Origin of the sequence: Pseudomonas sp. W5-36 (assembly GCF_046540455.1) — a bacterium.
Classification (GTDB): domain Bacteria; phylum Pseudomonadota; class Gammaproteobacteria; order Pseudomonadales; family Pseudomonadaceae; genus Aquipseudomonas; species Aquipseudomonas graminis_B.
Window position 1 is genome coordinate 157,694 of record NZ_JAXCIQ010000010.1, and the last position, 20,437, is coordinate 178,130.

At 61.4% G+C, this 20,437-nt stretch carries 18 protein-coding genes; 6 read left to right on the top strand and 12 right to left on the bottom strand.

All coding sequences use genetic code 11. From position 1 onward, the window contains the following. Positions 1–28 precede the first annotated feature (28 nt). The 11 genes from SLW74_RS17630 to SLW74_RS17680 form a co-directional block, all read right to left on the bottom strand. The gene (locus SLW74_RS17630; RefSeq protein ID WP_410929641.1) at positions 29–817 is read right to left on the bottom strand and encodes an ABC transporter permease; all 789 of its coding nucleotides are present in this window, start codon (positions 815–817) and stop codon (positions 29–31) included. Further along, on the bottom strand, positions 814–1,722 hold the full coding sequence (locus SLW74_RS17635) for an ABC transporter permease (RefSeq protein WP_410929642.1): 909 nt from the start codon (positions 1,720–1,722) through the stop codon (positions 814–816). The genes SLW74_RS17630 and SLW74_RS17635 overlap by 4 nt, the downstream gene beginning before the upstream one ends. A gap of 4 nt (positions 1,723–1,726) precedes the next feature. After that, positions 1,727–2,842 carry an ABC transporter substrate-binding protein gene (locus SLW74_RS17640; RefSeq protein ID WP_410929643.1) on the bottom strand — a complete coding sequence of 372 codons (1,116 nt, stop codon included), beginning with the start codon at positions 2,840–2,842 and terminating at the stop codon, positions 1,727–1,729. A 34-nt stretch (positions 2,843–2,876) separates the two neighbouring features. Next, the gene (locus tag SLW74_RS17645; protein ID WP_410929644.1) at positions 2,877–3,788 is read right to left on the bottom strand and encodes a TauD/TfdA dioxygenase family protein; all 912 of its coding nucleotides are present in this window, start codon (positions 3,786–3,788) and stop codon (positions 2,877–2,879) included. A gap of 165 nt (positions 3,789–3,953) precedes the next feature. Then, a complete protein-coding gene (locus SLW74_RS17650) occupies positions 3,954–4,715 on the bottom strand; it encodes a hypothetical protein (protein ID WP_410929645.1) in 762 nt (253 codons plus the stop codon). Positions 4,716–5,077: 362 nt separating this feature from the next. Beyond that, positions 5,078–6,358 carry a TRAP transporter large permease gene (locus SLW74_RS17655; RefSeq protein ID WP_065987589.1) on the bottom strand — a complete coding sequence of 427 codons (1,281 nt, stop codon included), beginning with the start codon at positions 6,356–6,358 and terminating at the stop codon, positions 5,078–5,080. Then, a complete protein-coding gene (locus SLW74_RS17660; RefSeq protein WP_065987588.1) occupies positions 6,358–6,885 on the bottom strand; it encodes a TRAP transporter small permease in 528 nt (175 codons plus the stop codon). Before SLW74_RS17660 ends, SLW74_RS17655 begins: the two co-directional genes overlap by 1 nt. A gap of 63 nt (positions 6,886–6,948) precedes the next feature. Next, positions 6,949–7,932, bottom strand: coding sequence for a TRAP transporter substrate-binding protein (locus SLW74_RS17665; RefSeq protein ID WP_369318947.1), 984 nt, complete (start codon positions 7,930–7,932; stop codon positions 6,949–6,951). A gap of 82 nt (positions 7,933–8,014) precedes the next feature. Beyond that, positions 8,015–8,902 carry an SMP-30/gluconolactonase/LRE family protein gene (locus SLW74_RS17670; protein WP_410929646.1) on the bottom strand — a complete coding sequence of 296 codons (888 nt, stop codon included), beginning with the start codon at positions 8,900–8,902 and terminating at the stop codon, positions 8,015–8,017. A 66-nt stretch (positions 8,903–8,968) separates the two neighbouring features. Continuing rightward, positions 8,969–9,793 carry an NAD-dependent epimerase/dehydratase family protein gene (locus tag SLW74_RS17675; protein ID WP_410929647.1) on the bottom strand — a complete coding sequence of 275 codons (825 nt, stop codon included), beginning with the start codon at positions 9,791–9,793 and terminating at the stop codon, positions 8,969–8,971. A 253-nt stretch (positions 9,794–10,046) separates the two neighbouring features. Continuing rightward, the gene (locus SLW74_RS17680) at positions 10,047–11,303 is read right to left on the bottom strand and encodes an OprD family porin (protein WP_065987584.1); all 1,257 of its coding nucleotides are present in this window, start codon (positions 11,301–11,303) and stop codon (positions 10,047–10,049) included. A gap of 513 nt (positions 11,304–11,816) precedes the next feature. Here SLW74_RS17680 and SLW74_RS17685 point away from each other — a divergent pair. The 6 genes from SLW74_RS17685 (at position 11,817) to SLW74_RS17710 (ending at position 18,972) form a co-directional block, all read left to right on the top strand. Then, positions 11,817–12,764, top strand: coding sequence for a substrate-binding domain-containing protein (locus tag SLW74_RS17685; protein ID WP_065987583.1), 948 nt, complete (start codon positions 11,817–11,819; stop codon positions 12,762–12,764). Positions 12,765–12,884: 120 nt separating this feature from the next. Then, the gene (locus SLW74_RS17690) at positions 12,885–14,396 is read left to right on the top strand and encodes a sugar ABC transporter ATP-binding protein (RefSeq protein WP_410929648.1); all 1,512 of its coding nucleotides are present in this window, start codon (positions 12,885–12,887) and stop codon (positions 14,394–14,396) included. 4 nt (positions 14,397–14,400) lie between these two features. Further along, positions 14,401–15,360, top strand: coding sequence for an ABC transporter permease (locus tag SLW74_RS17695; protein WP_410929659.1), 960 nt, complete (start codon positions 14,401–14,403; stop codon positions 15,358–15,360). Positions 15,361–15,428: 68 nt separating this feature from the next. Then, positions 15,429–16,514 (top strand): alcohol dehydrogenase catalytic domain-containing protein, encoded by a 1,086-nt coding sequence (locus SLW74_RS17700; protein WP_410929649.1) that lies wholly within the window; start codon positions 15,429–15,431, stop codon positions 16,512–16,514. Between the two features lie 185 nt (positions 16,515–16,699). Further along, a complete protein-coding gene (locus SLW74_RS17705) occupies positions 16,700–18,232 on the top strand; it encodes an FGGY-family carbohydrate kinase (protein ID WP_410929650.1) in 1,533 nt (510 codons plus the stop codon). Between the two features lie 2 nt (positions 18,233–18,234). Beyond that, on the top strand, positions 18,235–18,972 hold the full coding sequence (locus SLW74_RS17710) for an SDR family oxidoreductase (protein ID WP_369318952.1): 738 nt from the start codon (positions 18,235–18,237) through the stop codon (positions 18,970–18,972). Positions 18,973–19,193: 221 nt separating this feature from the next. On the opposite strand, the gene SLW74_RS17715 is transcribed toward SLW74_RS17710, so the two are convergent. After that, positions 19,194–20,210, bottom strand: coding sequence for a LacI family DNA-binding transcriptional regulator (locus SLW74_RS17715; RefSeq protein WP_065987577.1), 1,017 nt, complete (start codon positions 20,208–20,210; stop codon positions 19,194–19,196). Between the last annotated feature and the right edge of the window lie 227 nt (positions 20,211–20,437).

Consider the following 20,437-nt stretch of genomic DNA (forward strand, 5'->3'; position numbering starts at 1 on the left):
GATTCGGGAGAGGCCGAGCACGACGACCTCAGCGAGGGGCAATGCCGTACAGCCGTTGCAGGCGTCGTTCAAAAAGACGCGCCAAGAGGTTAAGCCCCCAGCCGACCAGCCCGATGACGATCATGCCGAACAGCACGAGGTCCATCATGAAGTGCTCGCTGCCATCGATCAGCGTATTGCCGATGCCGCTGCCCGACACCAGCAGGTATTCCGCGCCGATGGTCGCCAGCCACGAATACACCAGCGCCAGGTAGATACCGGTAAAGATCGAAGGCAGCGCTGCGGGCAGCATGACGCCGGTGATCGTCTGCCAGCGGGTGAAGCCGTAGACCTTCGCGACTTCCAGCAGCGCCGGGGAAACGCTGCGCAAGCCGTCGCACGTGTTGACCACCACCGGCACCAGTGCTGCGAGGGACAGGAACACCACTTTGGCGACGTCGCCCAGACCGAACCACACCGAGATCAGCGGGATCCAGGCGAACAACGAGATCTGTTTGAACGTGTTGAAGCTCGGGCCCACCACTCGCTCGAACAGCCGCGAAAACCCCAGCAGACAACCGAGCACCAGACCCAGTGTGGTGCCGATGAAAAAGCCGCTCAGGTCGCGGGCAAGACTGGCGGAAATCGCACGCCAGAACTGCCCGGACGTCACTTGCTCCCAGGTGGTGACGGCGACCTTTTGTGGCGAAACCAACAAGCCGGAGCTGCTCCAACCCTGGCTGGATGCAAGCCACCAGACTGCCACCGCCAAGAGGGGAACCACCCAACCTCGATAGCGGTGGGTCTGGGTGCCGTGTGAGATTGTCAGTGTGCTCATGCCAACCTCCCGGTCTTGACCGGACGGCCTCGGTTTAGGCGCCGCTCGATGAATTCGAAACCGCGATCAATCAGTAGCCCGAGGGTGCCAACCACCACCACGGCGGCCATGACCAGATCCAGCTGAAACAACTGCCGACCATAGGCGATCAGGTAGCCCAGCCCTTCGCTGGACGCCAACAGCTCAACCACCACCAGCGACAGCCAGGCCTTGGTGAATCCCAGACGCAGGCCGGTGAAGATCGGCGCGACGGCGGAGGGCAGGACGATGTCGGTGACGATCTGACGTTGGCTGAATCCGTACGCGCGGCCCACTTCCAGCAGGCGTTTGGGCACTTCATGGAAGGCTTGAAGCGTACACAGCGTCACCGGGACCAGCGCGGCGTGAGCGATCAGTACATATTTCAGCGGCTCGCCGATGCCGAACAGCAGCAGGGCAAACGGCATCCAGCCCAGTACCGGAATCTGCACCAGCGCGTTGAACGTCGGCAGCAGATAATCTTCGACGGTTTTCGACAACCCCATCGCTAGCCCCAGGGTGATCCCCAACGCCGAGCCGATCAGAAAGCCCACCAGCACGCGCTGCAGACTGGCGGAGGCGTTCAGCCACAAGTCGCCGCTGCTGACCAGATCGCCCAACGTCTGGTAAACGAACGCGGGCGGCGGCAGTACTTGCTCCGACAGCCAGCCGCGTTCAGTGCCGAGGTACCACAGGCCCGACAGCGTGATAGGCAGCAGCCAGGCCAAGGCAATATTTGCGCCGCGGGTTCGCCAGGCTGTGGCGGGTTTGACGACCGGGACGCGGCGAGGGGCTCGCGACGGTGAATGGGGCAGACGCTTGACCGGCGCCAGGGTTTTCACAGGAATGTGCTGCCGATCAAGCGCTTCAGCGGTGGCTCGGGCCATGGCATCAGCCTCCGTTGTTGGCGGGTTTGTCCGAAGACGCCGTCGCCGTGTTCGCGGCTTTGCCGTCCGCACCGTAGGCGGTCCAGTAGTGCTCAAGACCTTTGGCTTTCAGCGCATTGTCCAGATAGCGGGTGTCGAACCAGCCTTCGACGCTCACAGGGCGGCGAATCATCTTCTCGTCCCTGGCCTGATCAGCGACGGCCTGATAGCTGTCGCGCAGGAACGCATCCACCAGCGGTGACGCGCTGTCGCGCAAATCCAGACCACCGAAGTCGGCTTGCAGCGAGGCCAGCGGTTCGTTGGTCTTCGCCCACTCGTTGAGCACGGCGTCGCGGTTGCTGGCTTCGGATTCCCATCGCGCGGCATCGACCAGCACGTTGACGACTTTCTGCACATTGTCGGCGTGCTGTTTTTCGTAATCCCCACGGACCACCAATGCGCACTGGCGGGTATAGCGCACGTTGTTGTCAGGGTTATCGAAGATGATGTCGGCCAGCCCTTGATCGCTCAGTTTGAACAGCTCGCGCCCGCCGAATGCGGCATCGACGCCTTTGGACGCCAGCGCGGCCTGGCTGCTGCCGCTGTCCAGATTGATCACTTTCAGGTCGCGCTCGGTCATGCCGTGATCGGCCAGTAACTTGATCGACACCAGGTGGGCGTTGGTGCCACGGAACACCGCGACCTTCTTGCCCTTGAGGTCTTCGACGCTCTTGATCTCGGAGCCTTTGGGCACCGCCAGATACACATTTGAGCGCACGCCGATGGCCGCAAGCAATTTGGTGTCCAGGCCATTGGAACGGCCGACTACCGCGGGCAAGTCGCCTTCGTAGGCGAAGTCCAGTTGCTGATTGGAAAGTGCCTCGTTGACGGCCGGCCCGGCGCCCTTGAAGAAGAACCACTGCACTTCGGTGTCGGTGCCGGCGAAGGCTTTTTCAAGGCGCTGCTGGTTGCGCACGATGCCCAGGGACGAGCCGCTGAACGTGACCGGATCACCGCCACCGGCGCTGGCCACGCCAATGCGCAGAACGTCGGCTTCGGCCAAGGGCATCATCAGCAGCGCCGCCAGTGCGGTAGCTACGCGTGTCTTGCTGAATAGAGATGTTCGCTTGGGATTTGCCATGACGTTTCTTCCTTGGAAAGTGGTTGACGCGCGATCAGGCAGCCAGGTGTTTCTTGTCGGCTTCGGTCTTGGGCGAGAGGGTTTCGGGTGTGGGTTTGATGGCCTGGCTGGCGCGTCCGTCGACGCCGACCGGAATGTCGCCTGCGACAGTGGTACGGCGCACCACTCGCTCGGCCTGGCCATAGTCGTTGACGGCGATGTGTTGGGTGGCGCGGTTGTCCCAGATCACCACGTCGCCTTCGTTCCAGCGCCAGCGCACGGTGTTGTCCAGGTGCGTGATGCGATCGTGGAACAAGCGGATCAGCTGTTTCGAGTCGTCGCTGCTGACGCCTTGAATCTGTTTGACGAAGTGGCCGAGCAACAGGCTGGGCTCGCCGGTTTCAGGGTGCACGCGCACCAGTGGGTGTTCGGTTTCGTAGACTTCGGCGGTGAACTGCTCGCGGTAGCGTTTCACGCCCGCTTCGCCGGTGTCGCGGGGCGCCGCGTAGTCGTAGACGTTGGTGTGCAGCGCGCGGAGGCCGTCGGCCAGGGTTTTCAGGCTGTCGGGGAGGTCAGCGTAGGCAGCCGCGGTGTTGGCCCACACTGTGTCGCCGCCGTAGGGCGGGATGACCACGCCACGCAGGATCGAGATTTTCGGGTAGTTGGCGACGAAGGTGACGTCGGTGTGCCACGAATTAGCCCGAGTTTCCCTGGCGTCGAGGTGCAGTATGGCGCTGCTTTTCTCGGCGGAGCGAACGGTGGGGTGAGGGACCTGATCACCGAAGCGGCGGGAGAAGCCTTCATGCTGTTCGTCGCTGAGAAACTGCTCACGGAAGAAAAGCACCTTGTGCGTGAGCAGCGCCTGATTAATGAAATCGAAATCCTGCGTGGAGACATCTGCGGAGAGTTTGACGCCGCTCACCTCGGCACCGATTTTTCCCGCAACGGGTTTGATCTGAATCGCCATGTCCTTGACCTCGATCTGGGCTATTGAGGCTCAGATCATAAGGATATAAATCGACGCTTCGCTAATCACTATTTGGCATAAATATAGAAGGAGAGTTTATGCAGCAGATTAATCTCCGAGGCTCAAGGTCATAAGCCTTTCGTTTTGCGGCATCACCCGATCACTTCACATCTGTGGCACATCCTCCTGCAAACCCTGGTCCTTCCAGGTGCCGAGTGATCGGCGCAGCCGGCTGGCCAGCGAACTGCTGCCGTGGACGTTGTGGTAGTGAAACACCGCTGTGGCGCGCAGGGCGTCTTCGGCTACGGGCATGTTGGTGTGCAGCGAGCGATAACCCCAGAACAGGTACAGGTGGCCGGGTTGCATGGCGATGCGGGTAAAGGCGTTGTCAGCCTTCGCGGCTTTGCTCCTGAGGCGGCGCTGCACCCAGCCGTTGTCCACGCGCACCTTGTCGAGCAGGTTGGCGAAGTAGGTGCGGCGGATTGGCCGACGGTTCGGCAGCATCAGCAGGTCGCCGCGTTCTCCGCTGGTGGGCATGCAGACCGGGAGGATGGTGGTCAGCACAAACGAGTCGTAGTGAAAGATCAGCGATTCGCGACGCCCGCCGCTGCCGGTCAGGCAGCGCAATGTCTGGGTCATGCCATTTTCGCTTGAGCGATCGCCGGTGACGCCCGCCACGATGCGTCGGCATAAATCGACGAAGTCCCGCGACGAGCCCCACTCATGGAGCGGCGTTCCCTGCACGGCCTGTCGGCCAGAGAGGGCCACGTAATCGTTGCCGCTATCGGCCACGGTCCGGGCAACCAGTGCTTGCAGTGATTCCAGCTGGGACGAACTGGCCCAGTCCGGCAAGACAGCGTATCCGTCACTGTCGATGGCCTTGATCAAGCTCTGAACCTGAGCTTCCGAAAAAGTCGTGTAAGGCATCTGGCGCAACCTCATGACGTAGACCGAGGAACAGCGAAACCCGTCGGACCTACTGCTTGAGATGTACCGGTTCAGCCGGGCGAGGCCAGAGCCTAGCAGCTAGCACAACTTTATCCACGCGCAAGGAAGTAATATTTCAAAATGTTAATTTTCAGCTAAAAAGCCGAGGTTTTCCGTCCATTTATGAAACAGATCGGCGAAGAACGCGCCGAATAGATGGGCGGCGAGACGTAACGAATTTGTGTCACTGAATATGTCGGCGCCTGTTCCTTCCGTGAGACAGGCCAGGATGTCTGCCAGGGGCGATAACTGAAAACGCCCTCGGAAAGAGGGCGTTTTTTAGCGCTTTCACTTCACGTGACTTACAGCACCACGCTCGGCAGCCACAGCGAGATCGCAGGAATGTACGTCACTGCCATCAGCACCAGGAACAGTGCGACATAGAACGGCAGCAGCGCTTTCACCGTGTCCTCGATCGTGACCTTGCCCACTGCGGCGCCGACGAAGAGCACGGCTCCCACAGGCGGCGTTATCAGCCCGATGCCCAGGTTGACCAGCATGATCATCCCGAAGTGCACCGGATCGACGCCGATGCCGACGATCACCGGCAGCAGGATCGGGGTGAGGATGAGGATCAGCGGCGCCATGTCCATCACCGTGCCCAGCAGCAGCAACATGACGTTGATGCACATCAGAATCACGTAGCGGTTGTCCGACAGCGTCAGAAACGCTGTGGTGATCTTCATCGGGATTTCCATCAGCGTCAGGATGTAGCCGAAGCTGGCGGCGAAACCGATCAGGATCATCACGATGGAAACCGTGCGCACGGCCCGATGCATCAGCTTGGGCAGGTCGCGCCATTTGTAATCGCGGTAGATGAACATGGTGACGAAGAACGCCCAGAGCACAGCGATCGCCGCGGACTCGGTGGCGGTGAACACCCCCGACAGGATGCCGCCGAGGATGATCACCATCGCCATCATGCCCCACAGGGCCTCACCGGCAATTTTCAACGCCTTGCGCAGCGGGATCACTTCGCCCTTCGGGTAGTTGCGCTTACGGGCGAAGATCATGCACAGCACCATCAACACGGCGCTGAGCAGCAGGCCCGGCATGATCCCGGCCATGAACAGCGACGCGATCGATACGGTGCCACCCGCTGCCAGCGAATACAGCACCGAGTTGTGGCTGGGTGGTGTGAGCAGCGCCTGCACCGAACCACTCACCGTTACCGCCGTGGAGAAGTCGCGGGGATAGCCATTGCGCTCCATTTCCGGAATCAGCACCGAACCGACCGACGCGGTGTCGGCAACCGACGAGCCAGAGATGGCGCCGAAGAACGTCGAGGCGACGATGTTCACCAGTGACAGGCCGCCGCGCACGAAGCCCACCAGCACGCCCGCAAACGCCACGAGCCTGCGGGACATGCCGCCCTCGGCCATGATCGCGCCGGCCAGCACGAAGAACGGGATCGCCAGCAGCGAGAACTTGTTCACGCCACCCGCGACCTGAATCATCAGTGCGTCGAACGGGATCTCGATCCACCATGCGCCGATCAGCGCAGACAGGCCCAATGCGAACGCCACCGGCATGCCGACCAGGATCAGTGCGATGAAGCTGCCCAACAGAATAAATGCGTCCATCATGCTGCCTCTTCGCTGGATTCGACCACGTCGTAACTCACCACTCGACGGTGACGCTGGTCACCCAGAAACAGCTTCTCCAGAACGAAGATCAGCGTCAGTACGCCACCGATGGGAATCGGCAGATAGGAGATGCCAACCCGCAGCCCCGGCATTTCACCCAGAAACTGATTCCAGGTGTTCAGGCACAGCTTCATGCCCTTGACCGCCATGAACACGCAGACCACGGCCATGAGGATTTGCACCAGCACGGCGGCAGCCTTGCGTGCGTTTTCCGGCAGGCGGTCAGTGGCCATATTCACGGCCATGTGCGCGCCGGCCCGGTAACTGGCAGCGGCGCCAAAGAAGGTGAACACCACCATCAACAGAATGGCAGTCGGTTCCGGCCAGCTGGAGCCGGTACCCAGGACGTAGCGGGCGAAGATGCCCCACGGGATGATCAGCGCCATGGTCAGCATCGACAGGCCCGCGATCCCGATGCAGAGGCGATACAGTGCGTCATTGAAGCGCAGAATCGTGTTTTTCATAGGCTCACCACAACGACGGTGGACGGCCAGGGCCGCCACCGCCGTGCTATCGGGCTGAAGGACTTATTGGACCGCTTCGATGCGCTTGATCAAGTCAGCGTAAGGCGCACCATACTTGGCTCGCACGCCCGCTGTCGCGTCGTAGAAGGCTTTCTTCTGCTCAGGCGTCAGCGTGATGAACTCCACACCTGCCGCCTTAAGCTTCGTCTCGCTTTCGGCCGACTTCTTGTCCCACAGAACGCGCTCTTCAGCCTGGGCCTCGACTGCCAGTTTCTTCACCAGCGCCTGCTGTTCCGGGTTCAGTTTTTCCCAGGCGGCTTTGGACATCACCACAGGCTCCGGCAGGATCAGATGCTCGGTCAGGGTGTAGAACTTGGCGTTCTGATAGTGGTTGTGTTCAAGCAGGGTGGGCATGTTGTTCTCGGCGCCGTCGATGACACCGGTCTGCAGGGCGCTGAAAATTTCGCCCGTCGCCATGGCAATACCGTTGCCGCCCATCGCGTTGATGGTGTCGATGAACACCGGGTTGCCCTGCACGCGGATCTTCATGCCCTTGAGGTCGGCTACGTCGTGTACCGGCTTCTTGGTGTAGAGGTTGCGGGTGCCGCCGTCCATCCAGGCCAGGGCGACCAGTTTGGCTTCGGAGTTGGTGATTTTGTCGAGCATTTCCTGGCCGATTTCGCCATCGATAACCTTGCGCATGTGGGCGTGATCACGGAACACGAAGGGCAGGTTGAACACGTTCACGTCCGGTACCACCGGCCCGACGATGCCGAGGCTGATGCGGGTCATCTGGACGGCGTTGGCCTGAACCTGTTCGACGACTTCTTTCTCGGAGCCGAGCACACCGCCGGCGAACATCTTGAAGCTGATCTCGCCTTTGCTTTGCTCCTCCAGTTTCTTGCCCATGTTTTGTTCAGCGACAACGGGCGGATAACCTGCGGGGTGTACTTCAGCGAATTTGATTTTGGTTTCCGCCAGCGCTGTGTTCGAGAGGCACAGCGCGAGAGGGAGTGCGGCGAGGAGTAACGTGCGTTTGAATTCCATGGATGTTCTCCGGTGTTGTTATTGTTTTTTCAGATAGAACGGGGCAGCGGTACGGCGGCGCAGCGGTGGCCGAGGGTGTGGCTCAGCCGTTGAACAGGGGTTCTTCGAGGCCCTTGACCCCAGGGTTTAACGCGAACACGCCGCCGGCCAGCGGCTGGTCGCTGATGTCCCCGCCGGGGCGTATGGAGGTGACGTAAAGGGTGTCCAGGCCTGAGCCGCCGAAGGCACACATGGCCGGTTTTTTAACCGGCACCTTGAGTGAGCGATCCAGCTTGCCTGCGGGGGTGAAGCGATGGATCACGCCTTCATCGTTGCCGCAGATCCAGTAACAGCCCTCCGCGTCGACCGCTGCGCCATCAGGGCGGCCGGCGTGGTGATTCATGTCCACGAACAGCCGACGGTTGTGCGGCGTGCCGGTGTCGATGTCGTAATCGAACGCCCAGATCTTCTGCACGGAGGGGTGGGAGTCGGAGAGGTACATGACGCGACCGTCGGGGCTGAACCCCAGGCCATTGGGCACGATCATGTCGGTGAGCTGCGCGGTCAGTGGCTCGGGCTGGCCGGCGCTGTAGCGATACAACGAGCCCACTGGCAGCGTTTTGGCCATGTCCATGAACATGGTGCCGGCCCAGAAGCGGCCCTGGCGGTCGCAGCGACCATCGTTGAAACGCATATTGTCGGTCGCGTGCTCGACGCTGCTCAGCAGTTGCGTGGCGACAGTGCCATTGTCCTGGGGATGAAGGCGGAACAGGCCGCTTTCCATGCCGGCCAGCCAGCTGCCGTCATCGTAACGGGCGATGCAGGCGAGCATTTCCGGCGTTTCCCAGCTTGTGGTGAGACTGTCCTGCGGGCTCCAGCGGTGGAGGCGACGGGCCGGAATGTCGACCCAGTAGAGCGCCTGTTCCCGGGCGTTCCAGACCGGCGATTCACCGGTTGCGTTGCGTGCATCGAGAATCAGCTCAGCTTCCATGACGATCATTCCCTGATTTTTATGATGAGAGGCCGACCTTGCAGTCGGCCTGGCCGTCGTTGAGGCCTACTCGTCGCCGAACGGCCCGCTCGCCACGAATGCACCACCCTGATAAACCATGGCGGGGTCGTCGGAAGCCGGCATCGGTTGTGCTTCGACCTTGGCGCGAAACTGCTCGGAGCTGTCTTTCGGCTGATAGCCCAAGTGATTGGCCAGGCGGTTATCCCACCAGACCTTGCTGTTGTCCGACGCGCCGTAAACGATGGTGTGGCCGACGTTCGGGGTGAACAGGCCGCGCTCGATCAGTTGGGTCAGGTCGTTGTAGCTCAGCCAACTGGCGAGCATGCGGCGGTTCTGTGCTTCAGGGAATGAGGAGCCGATACGGATGCTGACGGTTTCGATGCCATACCGATCGAAATAGAAGCTGGCCATGTCTTCACCGTAGGATTTCGACAGGCCGTAATAGCTGTCCGGGCGACGCATGGCGCTGGCGTCGATGACCTCATCCTGACGGTAGAAACCGATGACGTGGTTGGAGCTGGCGAAGATCACTCGCTTCACGCCATGTCGGCGCGCGGCTTCGTAGATGTGGAAAACGCCGCAGATGTTCGGGCCGAGGATTTCTTCAAAAGACCGCTCCACCGAGACGCCGCCAAAGTGGACGATGGCGTCGACGCCTTCGACCAACTCGTGAACCGCGTTTTTGTCGGCCAGGTCGCAGATCTGGATTTCTTCGTGGGGGCCGGCTGCCGGTGTCATTTCGGCGATATCGGAAAGACGCAGGACCTTGGCAAACGGACGCAGGCTTTCGCGCAGGACTTTACCAAGGCCGCCTGCGGCGCCCGTCAGCAAAATGCGGTTGAGCGGGGCCTGGGCGTTGAATTCAGTCATCGTTGCAAACCCTGATTCTGATGTTGTTTTTATGGTGTCATCGGTTGTCGTATGACGCTTGCGGGATTATCGACAGGGCCCACAAATTTTGTCAACGCGACGAAGGTGTAAGCCCCTTTGACGCCGGTTTGTACATGTCGTCCGAACAGCGCAGCTACCGGGAGAATGCCGTGCCTGCACTTTGCAGTGTGACGCCCGGCGCTTTCCCGGCTAAAGCCGGTCCCACTGACTGTCCGGCACGACGCTTGAACGCTTACATCAGCGAGATCGGGTAGCTGACAAACACTCGGTTTTCGTCGAACTCGTTGGTGCTGTAATCACGCCGCATCGAGGAGTTGCGCCACCGGACGTTCAGGCTCTTGAACGTACCGCTTTGCACCGTATACGCCAGCTCGGACTCGCGTCCCCACTCCTTGCCGTCGGTCACGGTACCGGTGTGCACGTTATCGCCGCTGATGTAGCGGTTCATCATTGTCAGGCCGGGGACGCCGAATATCGCAAAATCCAGGTCGTGACGCAGTTGCCAGGAGCGTTCCTTGGCGTTGTCGTAGCTGGAGTTGTAACTGTCGTTGGCCAGCGTGCCGCCGCTGGTGCCGTTGACCCGCATCCACTGGTCATCGCCATAGACCTTTTGCAGGCCGAGGTAGACGGTGTTGCCCTTGTAGTTAGCGGAAAGCATCGCGTAGGCGGTCTTGTTATCCAGCTCGCCGGCCAGCTTGTTGCCGTCCTCTTTGCCGAGGAAGTAGCCCAGGTTGGCGCCCAGGGTCCAGTCGCCGATGGGTTGCTTGTGGATAACGTTGAGGAACTCCTGCTGGTAGACGTCTTCCAGCTGCGCGTACCAGAGCCCGACCTGAGTGCGCTTCTCGTTGAAGGTGTATTCGCCGCCGCCAAAGTTGAAGCGGTCCGACTTGAACGCAGCGGATTTACCGTTCATGAACATGTCTTCCATGCTCGCATCGTTGCGCGGGCTGTTGCCGCGGAACTGGCCGCCGTACAGCGTCAGGCCGGCGATCTCCTTGGAGGTGATCTGCCCGCCGCGGAAGGTTTGCGGCAGAGAACGACCGTCATCGGAGCGCAGGATCGGCAGCACCGGCATCCACTCGCCGATCTTCAATTCGGTGTTGGAAAGCCGCGCCTTCGCCGCCACACCCAGGCGGCCAAAATTGTCGGCGGGGCGCCCGTCGTCATGGATCGGCAACAACTGAGTGCCGCCCGTGCCCTTGCCGCCATCGAGCTTTTGCGAGTACAGGCCCAGCACATCGAGGCCGAAGCCGACCGTGCCCGGGGTGAAGCCCGATTTCACGTCGAGGATGAAGTTTTGCGTCCACTCTTCGGCGTAGTTCTGAGGGTTCGCCGCATTGGTGAAGTTGCGGTTGAAGTAGGCATTGCGCAAGTTGAGCGTGGCCTTGGTGTCATCGATAAAACCTTCAGCGAGGCTCATCAATGGCAGGCTGAATGCGACGCTGCCGGCGCCAAGCAACAGCCACGAACGGTTGGTCTGGATCTTCATTTCTTATTGTTCTCCCTTTCTGCTGACAAAACGGTCCCGCACCGGAGGTCGCCGCCGAGGCGCCGAAGGCGTGGACATGGGTGCTCAAGTCACCGGTTTTGAATGAGGCTCACTGGCTGATCGAAACGGCCGTCGTCGATCAGTCCCTCGCGGTGGCGGCGTGGGCAAACACAGGCGCACGCGCGGACACAGGCACAGCGGAGTCATAAGAACGAGAAGGGGAGGTGGGGCGGATTTCTTGGGGCGACAGGCGCCGGTTGACTGTCATCGTCATGGAAGCATTCCTTTTTATTTTTGTTATCAGTTATGCGTTGTCGTACAACGCGATCCTGAGTATCGGCAGAGATCTTTAGACTGTCAACGCGCGGGGCGAGGAAACTCGCCAACGGTCGTCATGCCAGCCTTACCAACGGTTGCCAGCGGATATTGCGGCCCCCCCGTTTCTCTGCTAATTTCGAAAATGTTAACGATGACATTTCCGCTTTAAAAATAAAAACAACGGGATTTTTCGCTATGACAACTCGCCTCAAGAAGGGCTTCTCCGCCGTTCTCTGTTCCCTCGCCGTGGCTGTCGCCTGCGGCAGCGCCCTCAACGTTCAAGCCGCAGACGCCGCCAAGACCGGTCCGCTGAAGATCGGTGCGTCGTTTCAAGAGATCAACAACCCGTATTTCGTGACCATGAAGGACGCCCTTCAGGACGCCACTGCCAGCATCGGTGCAACGCTGCTGGTCACTGACGCGCGCCATGACGTGTCCAAGCAGATCAGCGACATCGAAGACATGCTGCAGAAAGGCATCGATATCCTGATCATCAACCCGACCGATTCGGTGGGCGTTCAGTCCGCGGTCAAGCAGGCCCATGACAAAGGCGTGGTCGTCGTCGCAGTGGACGCACAGGCCAATGGCCCGCTGGACTCGTTCGTTGGCTCGAAGAACTTCGACGCCGGGGTGCAGGCCTGCGATTACCTGGCCAAGAACATCGGCGGCAAGGGCGACGTCGGGATTCTCGACGGCATCGCGGTAGTGCCGATTCTTGAGCGCGTGCGCGGCTGCAAGGAAGCCCTGGGCAAGTACAAAGACATCAAGATTGTCAGCATCCAGAACGGCAAGCAGGAGCGTGATCAGGCGCTGACCGTGACTGAAAACATGCTGCAGGCGCAGCCCACTCTCAAAGGCCTGTTCAGCGTCAACGACAACGGCTCGCTCGGCGCGCTGGCTGCCATCGAGTCCAGCGGCATGGACGTCAAGCTGACCAGCGTCGACGGCGCGCCCGAAGCCATCAAGGAAATCCAGAAGCCCAACAGCAAGTTCATCGCCACTTCCGCTCAATACCCACGCGATCAGGTACGTCTGGCCCTCGGGCTGGCGCTCGCCAAGAAGTGGGGCTCACAAGTCCCGGCGACCATTCCGGTCGACATCCTGCTGGTGGATCAGGCGAAGGCGAAAACCTTCACCTGGTAACGGCCGTGGCGCTGCTCGCCTGAGGTTTTCGGTCAGGCGGGCGCCACGGGTTCTGGCCAGGGACTTAGGCCCCGGATTTTGGTGAGTTGCGCAGCGATATTCTGCTGCGACGAGGTGCCCATGAGCTGCCTTCTGCAATTGGAAAACATCTGTAAAAGCTACCCCGGCGTGCAGGCGCTCAAGTCGATCAACCTGCAAGTGGAGCGCGGCGAAATTCACGCGCTGCTCGGTGAAAACGGTGCGGGCAAATCGACCCTGATGAAGATCCTCGCGGGCGTCGAGCATCAGGACAAAGGCAGCATTCTCATTGACGGCGCGGAGCAGCATTTCGCGACCTACAACGAGGCCATTGCCGCCGGCATCGGCATTGTCTTTCAGGAGTTCAGCCTGATCCCCTATCTTAATGCCGTGGAAAACATTTTCCTTGGCCACGAGATCGTCAACGGCTTCGGCTTGCTGCGCAAAGGCGAGATGCGCGAGAAGGCCATCGCGCTGTTCGACCGCCTCGGCGTGAAGATCAATCTGGATTGTTCGGTGCAGCACTTGAGCGTGGCCGAGCAGCAGTTTGTCGAGATCGCCAAGGCACTGGCCCTTGAAGCGCGTTTGCTGATTCTCGACGAACCCACCGCCACCCTGACGCCGTCCGAGGCCGAGCTGCTGTTCGACATCATGCGCGAGCTGAAAAGCCAGGGCGTGGCGGTGATCTTCATCTCCCACCATCTGGAAGAGATCTTTCAGGTCTGCGACCGCATCAGCGTGCTGCGCGATGGCGCTAACGTCGGCGCACTGACCGTCGCCAACAGTGACATCGACACGCTGGTGGAGATGATGGTGGGGCGGCGTCTGGAAGCGAGCTTTCCGCCCAAGCAGTCCCGGGCCCAAGGCGAAGTGGTGCTGCAAGTGCGTGACATCCAGCTGACCCGCAACGGCCCGCACAACAGTTTCAATCTGCACAAGGGCGAGATTCTCGGCTTTGCCGGGCTGGTCGGGTCCGGGCGTACGGAACTGGCGCTGGGGGTGATCGGTGCGTTGCCGGTGGTCAGCAAGGACGTGCTGCTGCGGGGGCAGCCTGCGCACCTCAATGATCCGGCGCAGGCGCTGGCCAACGGCATCGGCCTGTTGCCGGAAAGCCGCAAGAGCGAAGGGCTGATTGTGGATTTCAGCATCCGCGAGAACATCTCCCTGAACAATCTGGGCAAGTACGAAGGCGCGGCGCACCTGCTTGATCGGCACAAGGAAGACACCACCACCGCTCAACTGATGAAGCAGCTGTCGATCAAGGCGCCGAGTTGTGAAAGCCGGGTCATTAATCTCAGCGGCGGCAATCAGCAGAAGGTGGTGATCGCGCGCTGGATCAATCACCACTGCGACATCCTGATCTTCGACGAGCCGACCCGAGGCATCGACGTCGGCGCGAAAGCGGAGATCTACACCCTGATGCGCACACTCACCGAACAAGGCTTCGCGATCATCATGATCTCTTCGGAACTGCCGGAAATCATCGGTATGTGCGACCGCGTGGCCGTCTTCAACAAGGGCGCCATCGTCAACGTGCTGGAGGCTTCGGCCATCAATCCGCAGGAAGTGATGCGCCACGCCACCGGGAGTCTGAACAGTGAACACCTCCATTAAACCCATGAACGCGCAACCCAACCGGATGCAGCTCAACTTCGCCCGATTGATCCGCTCGCCCGCCTTCTATCCCTTCATTGGCCTGGTGGTGGTGACGGTCTTCATGATCTTCGCCAGCGACAAGTTTCTCACTGGGGCGAACCTGGAAAACATCGCCCGCCAAGTGTCCATCAACGCCATCATCGCGGTCGGCATGACCTGCGTGATCCTCACCGGCGGCATCGATTTGTCGGTCGGTCCGGTGATGGCCTTGTCCGGTACGCTGACCACCGGACTGATGGTCGCAGGCGTGCCGGCGCCGATCGCCATCCTCATCGGTTTGCTGATTGGCGTGGGCTTCGGAGTGGGCAACGGCATCTTCGTCGCGTACCTGAAAATGCCGCCGATCATCGTCACGCTGGCGACCATGGGCATCGCGCGCGGGCTGGGCCTGATGTACACCGACGGCTACCCGATTGCAGGGATGCCGGAGTGGTTTGCCTGGTTCGGGCGCGGCACGCTGTTCGGCATCCAGGTGCCGATTCTGATCATGCTTGCGACCTACTTCTTCGCCTGGGTGCTGCTGCAGCACACCCGCGTCGGTCGCTACGTTTATGCCATCGGCGGCAATGAAGAAGCCGTGCGTCTGTCCGGCGTTCGCGCCTCGCGGTTCAAGCTGCTGGTGTACTCGATCAGCGGGCTGACGGCAGCGATTGCCGGGCTGGTGTTGTCGTCGCGGCTGATGAGCGGGCAACCGAACGCGGGCGTCGGCTTCGAGCTGGACGCCATTGCGGCCGTGGTGCTGGGCGGCGCCTCGATTGCCGGCGGGCGCGGCGTGATCATTGGCACGCTGGTGGGCGCGATGCTGCTGGGCGTGCTGAACAACGGCCTGAATATGCTCGGCGTCTCGCCTTATGTGCAGAGCGTGATCAAGGGCGGAATCATTTTGCTGGCGATCTTCATCAGTCGGCAGCGGCATAAATAAACCGAAAAGCAGCGCGTGTAGAAGCGCGCTTCTACACGCCATCCAACGATCAAAACAGGTGAACCGACATGGAACAAAACACAATAAACACCATGCAAGCCGTCGTCTGCCATGCCCCGAAAGACTACCGTCTGGAGCAGATCAGCAAGCCCGTTGCGCGGGCCAATGAACTGGTGATTCGCATCGGTGCCTGCGGGATCTGCGCCAGTGACTGCAAATGCCACTCAGGCGCGGCGATGTTCTGGGGCGGCGAGAGCCCGTGGGTCAAGGCGCCCGTGGTGCCGGGCCACGAATTTTTCGGCTATGTGGATTCGGTGGGCGAGGGCGCTGAAGAGCACTTCGGCGTGAAGGTGGGTGACAAGGTCATCGCCGAGCAGATCGTCCCGTGCGAGAAGTGCAAGTTCTGCAAATCCGGCAAGTACTGGATGTGCGAAGTGCACAACATCTTTGGCTTCCAGAAGGACGTCGCCGAAGGCGGCATGGCGCAGTACATGCGCATCCCGAAGACCGCTATCGTGCATCACATTCCCGAGTCGGTTTCGCTGGAAGATTCGGCGTTGATCGAGCCGATGGCCTGCTCGATTCACACGGTGAACCGCGGTGATGTTCAGCTCGACGACGTGCTGGTGATCGCCGGCGCCGGCACGCTGGGTCTGTGCATGGTGCAGGTCGCCGCGCTGAAGACACCGAAGAAGCTGGTGGTCATCGACATGGTCGACGAGCGCCTGGAGCTGGCGAAAAAATTCGGCGCCGACGTGGTGATCAACCCGAGCCGCGACAATGCCAAAGAGATCATCAGCGGCCTCACCGACGGCTATGGCTGCGACGTTTACATCGAGACCACGGGCGTGCCGATCGGGGTGACTCAGGGCCTTGATCTGATCCGTAAGCTGGGCCGTTTTGTGGAGTTCAGCGTGTTCGGCGCCGAGACCAGCGCTGACTGGTCCATCATCGGCGACCGCAAAGAACTGGACGTGCGCGGCGCTCACTTGGGCCCGTATTGCTACCCGATTGCCATCGACCTGTTCGAGCGCGGGCTGGTGACGTCGGAAGGCATCGTCACCCACGACTTCGGTCTGGACGACTACGCCGAAGCGTTCGCCCTGGCGGACTCGACCAAGTCGATCAAAGTGCTGCTCAAACCGGTGAACTGATAACCCCATTCTGTAGGAGCGTGGCTTGTCCCGCGATCTGCCGGGCACCGGCAGCAAACCTCGCCACGCGGTGAATCAGGCATACCGTGGCCTCATGATTGCGACCGGTTCCCGGTCGATCGCGGGACAAGCCACGCTCCTACAGGTTTTGCGTAGCACTCCAATAACAACAAGAGCGCTTCCGGATGGATTACGTCATCGGTGTCGACATCGGCACCCAAAGCACCAAGGCATTGCTGGTCGATGGTCAGGGCCGGATCGTCGCGCAGCACAGCCACAGTTATAAGGTCGACACCCCCAAACCGCGCTGGGCTGAGCAATGGCCACAGGTCTGGCTCGACGCCGTGGAAATCTGCGTCGCCGCCTGCATGCGCAAGAGCGCGTTGCCCAAAGACAGCGTCAAAGCCCTGTGTGTCAGCAGCCTGTACGGCGGCTCCGGCATTGCGGTCGATGCGCAGATCAAACCCTTGTACCCGTGCCTGATCTGGATGGACCGCCGCGCTGAGGAACAGGTCGAGTGGGTCAACCAGCACGTGGATCTGGAGCGGCTGTACGCGATCACCGGCAATGCGGTGGACAGTTATTACGGCTTCACCAAAATGCTCTGGCTCAAGGACAAGCAGCCGCAAGTCTGGGCCGACACGCGCTACCTGCTGCCGCCCAACAGCTACGTCAATTACTGCCTGACCGGCGAGGTTGCAGTGGACCACAGCTCTGCCGGCAACATCGGCGGCGTCTACGACGTCAAGGCACGGGGCTGGTCGGCAGAGATGCTCGACGCGCTGGGCATCCCGGCGTCGATGATGCCCGAGCGGCTGGTTCACTCCGGTGAGGTGGTCGGCGGTCTGTTACCCGAATGGGCCGATCGGCTTGGGCTTAGCCCTGACATTCCGCTGCTTGGGGGCGGGGTCGATGCCGCCATGGCGACCTTCGCCGCAGGCGTTACCCAGGCCGGCAACCACGTGGCCATGATCGGCACCAGCATGTGCTGGGGCTACCTCAATCAGCAGGTCGATGCCCGGCATGGTCTGGTCAGTTTTCCCCACGTCTTCAACGGCGCCAAAGACCTCTACATCTTCGGCGGCGCGATCACCGCCGGCGCCTCGGTCAGCTGGTTTCGCGAGCAGTTCTGCCAGGCCGAAGAGCAGCAGGGTCGCGAGAGCGGCGAAGACAGCCACGTCATACTCGAACGCGCGGCGATGAAGGTCCCGGCCGGCAGCGACGGCGTGCTGTTCCAGCCTTACCTGATGGGCGAGCGCAGCCCGGTATGGGACGCAAAAGCCAGCGGCAGTTTTATCGGCCTGAGCCTTTATCACAGCCGGATTCACCTCTACCGCGCAGTGCTCGAAGGCGTCACGTTCGCGCTTCGGCACAACATCGAAGCGGGCACAAAAGGCGCGCAGTCCCTGGACCCTCGGCTGATCGTGGTCGGCGGCGCCAGCCACTCGGATTTGTGGATGCAGATCATCGCCGACGTCACCAACTTCCCGGTCTACACCATCGTTCAGGAGGTCGAAGCGGCGCTCGGTGCCGCGCTGCTCGCTGCTCATGCGGTCGGTCTTGTGGATGAGGCGCAGGTCCATAAAGGCTGGGTCCAACTGGAGCGCCGGGCCGAGCCTCAAGCGCAGAACGTCGAGTTGTATTCGCGACTGTTCGCCGATTACGTGGCGCTGTATCCGGCGCTGAAACCCATCATGCATCGCTTGCAGGGAGCGTGACTGTGAACACGGCTCAATTTGATTTCAGCGGCCAGCGGGTGCTCGTCACCGGCGCCAGCAGCGGCATTGGCTGGGAGGTCGCGCAGCAACTGCTGAACAGCGGCGCCGAGGTGTATGCGATGGGCCGCGATGCAGCGGCGTTGGAAAACCTGGCAGGGCAGGGCTGTGTGGCGTTGCGCGTGGACGTGGCCGATCAGCCTTCATTGGCCGCAGTGTTGGCGGACTTGCCGGTGATGCACGGGCTGGTCAACTGCGCCGGGATTTCCATACTGGAGTCCGCGACCGAGGTGAGCGCCGGGGCGTTCGATCAGGTCATGGCGGTCAACGTGCGGGCGGCGGCGATGATCGCCGGGGCGGTGGCGAAAAAGATGATCGCCGAAGGCGTGGCGGGGAGCCTCGTCAACGTGTCGAGTCAGGCTTCGTTGGTGGCGCTGGATGATCATCTGAGCTATTGCGCGTCGAAGGGCGCGATGGACGCCATGACCCGGGTGCAGTGTGGCGAATGGGGTCGCCACGGGATTCGCGTCAACAGCGTCAACCCTACGGTGACCCTGACGCCCATGGCGCAGATGGCCTGGAGCGAGCCGAGCAAACGCGACCCGGCGCTGGCGGCGATTCCCCTCGGCCGCTTCGCCGAAACCGCAGAAGTCGCGGCCCCAATCCTGTTCCTGCTGAGCAGCGCAGCGTCGATGATCAGCGGTGTGTCGCTGCCGATTGATGGGGGATACACGAGCCGCTAGAACGCAACTCGCAATGGTAGGAGCGTGGCTTGTCCCGCGATCTGCCGGGCACCGGCAGCAAAGTCTGTCGACGCGGTGAAACAGAAATACCGTAGCGTCTGTCATCGCGACCGGTTCCCGGTCGATCGCGGGACAAGCCACGCTCCTACAGGGGACCGCGTCGAGTTGGGGAGGGTAAGAGTTTCACGGGAGAGGTTTGGCGATGAGTCGATAATAAAGGCTCACCCGCTAACGCCATTCTCCAGCTCCCCGACAATCACCACCTGCGCCTTCGGCAGATGCCGATCCTCGATTCGCTCCAGCAGCAGTTTCACCGCGCTGCTTCCCGCCAGCGACGCATCGTGGGCGATGCAGGCGATGGGGATGCCGAAGATGTCGGCGAAGGGCAGCCGGTCAATGCCGCAGATGGCCACGCTGTTGTGGGCGATGTCGCGGTCGCGCAGGGCTTTCATGGCGCCCAGGGTGATGAGCTGGTTGAAGCCGAAAATCGCGTCCGGCAGCGGGTGGTCGCGCAGGTAATCCAGTGTGCTCTGATGCGACGGCTCCAGCGTGTAGTCACCGGCAAACACATCCACTTGCACCGGCTTGCCGCTCTCGGCAATTGCCGCCTTCACGCCCTTCAGGCGTTCCTCGGAAATCCGCGAATGCGCAGGGCCGGTCAGCACCAGCATGCGACGCATCGACGGGCTTTGTGCCAGCAGGTAACGGGCGCCTTTCAGGCCGCTGTGATAGTTGTCGAGCACCACATGGCTGAACGGGCTGGCAGGCAGCGCGCGGTCCAGTTGCACCACGGGAATGTCGCCGTTGCTCAGGCGACTGAGATAGACCGGCTGGTACGCCGGCTCGTCCGACACCGGCGACAGCACGATGCCGGCCACGCGGTAACTGAGCAGCGTATCCACCGCCTTGGCCTCGAGTTCTTCAGAGCCGTCGGTGTCCACCAGCATGATGGTGTAACCACGGGTTTTCGCCTCGCGGGAGATCGCCTTGATCATCTCGCTGTAGAAGGGGTTGTCCACCGACGCGGTAATGACACCGATGATCATGCTCTCGCTGCGCTTGAGGCTGCGGGCAAAGGCATTGGGGACGTAATCGAGTTCTTGCGCCACTTCCAGAATGCGCGCCAGGGTGGCGGGCTTGACCAGATCGGGTTTGTTCAGCGCCCGGGAAACAGTGACAGGCGTCATGTTCACGCGGCGGGCGATGTCGGAAATGGTGACGGGGGTTTTCTTGCTCATGGGCGATTGGCTGCCTGAAATCCGGGACAACCTGCGGGGCAGTCGCATCCCTCCAAAGAGTGCCAAGGCTAGCACGATGGAGGGCGCCAAAGGGATGCCGATGTCGGGCCTGACAGGCAAACCGATGGCTTTATTTTCGGGCGTGGGGGGGGGGGGGGGGGGGGGGGGGGGGGGGGGGGGGGGGGGCGGGGGGGGGGGGGGGGGGGGGGGGGGGGGGGGGGGGGGGG

What these genes read in the sequence shown, in the direction of transcription:
- SLW74_RS17690 (WP_410929648.1), top strand. Translation starts at nt 12,885, where the DNA reads ATGAGCTGCCTTCTGCAATTGGAAAACATCTGTAAAAGCTACCCCGGC.
- SLW74_RS17700 (WP_410929649.1), top strand. Translation starts at nt 15,429, where the DNA reads ATGGAACAAAACACAATAAACACCATGCAAGCCGTCGTCTGCCATGCC.
- SLW74_RS17675 (WP_410929647.1), bottom strand. Translation starts at nt 9,793, where the DNA reads ATGACTGAATTCAACGCCCAGGCCCCGCTCAACCGCATTTTGCTGACG.
- SLW74_RS17645 (WP_410929644.1), bottom strand. Translation starts at nt 3,788, where the DNA reads ATGGCGATTCAGATCAAACCCGTTGCGGGAAAAATCGGTGCCGAGGTG.
- SLW74_RS17655 (WP_065987589.1), bottom strand. Translation starts at nt 6,358, where the DNA reads ATGGACGCATTTATTCTGTTGGGCAGCTTCATCGCACTGATCCTGGTC.
- SLW74_RS17650 (WP_410929645.1), bottom strand. Translation starts at nt 4,715, where the DNA reads ATGCCTTACACGACTTTTTCGGAAGCTCAGGTTCAGAGCTTGATCAAG.
- SLW74_RS17660 (WP_065987588.1), bottom strand. Translation starts at nt 6,885, where the DNA reads ATGAAAAACACGATTCTGCGCTTCAATGACGCACTGTATCGCCTCTGC.
- SLW74_RS17685 (WP_065987583.1), top strand. Translation starts at nt 11,817, where the DNA reads ATGACAACTCGCCTCAAGAAGGGCTTCTCCGCCGTTCTCTGTTCCCTC.
- SLW74_RS17705 (WP_410929650.1), top strand. Translation starts at nt 16,700, where the DNA reads ATGGATTACGTCATCGGTGTCGACATCGGCACCCAAAGCACCAAGGCA.
- SLW74_RS17695 (WP_410929659.1), top strand. Translation starts at nt 14,401, where the DNA reads ATGAACGCGCAACCCAACCGGATGCAGCTCAACTTCGCCCGATTGATC.
- SLW74_RS17665 (WP_369318947.1), bottom strand. Translation starts at nt 7,932, where the DNA reads ATGGAATTCAAACGCACGTTACTCCTCGCCGCACTCCCTCTCGCGCTG.
- SLW74_RS17640 (WP_410929643.1), bottom strand. Translation starts at nt 2,842, where the DNA reads ATGGCAAATCCCAAGCGAACATCTCTATTCAGCAAGACACGCGTAGCT.
- SLW74_RS17670 (WP_410929646.1), bottom strand. Translation starts at nt 8,902, where the DNA reads ATGGAAGCTGAGCTGATTCTCGATGCACGCAACGCAACCGGTGAATCG.
- SLW74_RS17635 (WP_410929642.1), bottom strand. Translation starts at nt 1,722, where the DNA reads ATGGCCCGAGCCACCGCTGAAGCGCTTGATCGGCAGCACATTCCTGTG.
- SLW74_RS17630 (WP_410929641.1), bottom strand. Translation starts at nt 817, where the DNA reads ATGAGCACACTGACAATCTCACACGGCACCCAGACCCACCGCTATCGA.
- SLW74_RS17715 (WP_065987577.1), bottom strand. Translation starts at nt 20,210, where the DNA reads ATGAGCAAGAAAACCCCCGTCACCATTTCCGACATCGCCCGCCGCGTG.
- SLW74_RS17680 (WP_065987584.1), bottom strand. Translation starts at nt 11,303, where the DNA reads ATGAAGATCCAGACCAACCGTTCGTGGCTGTTGCTTGGCGCCGGCAGC.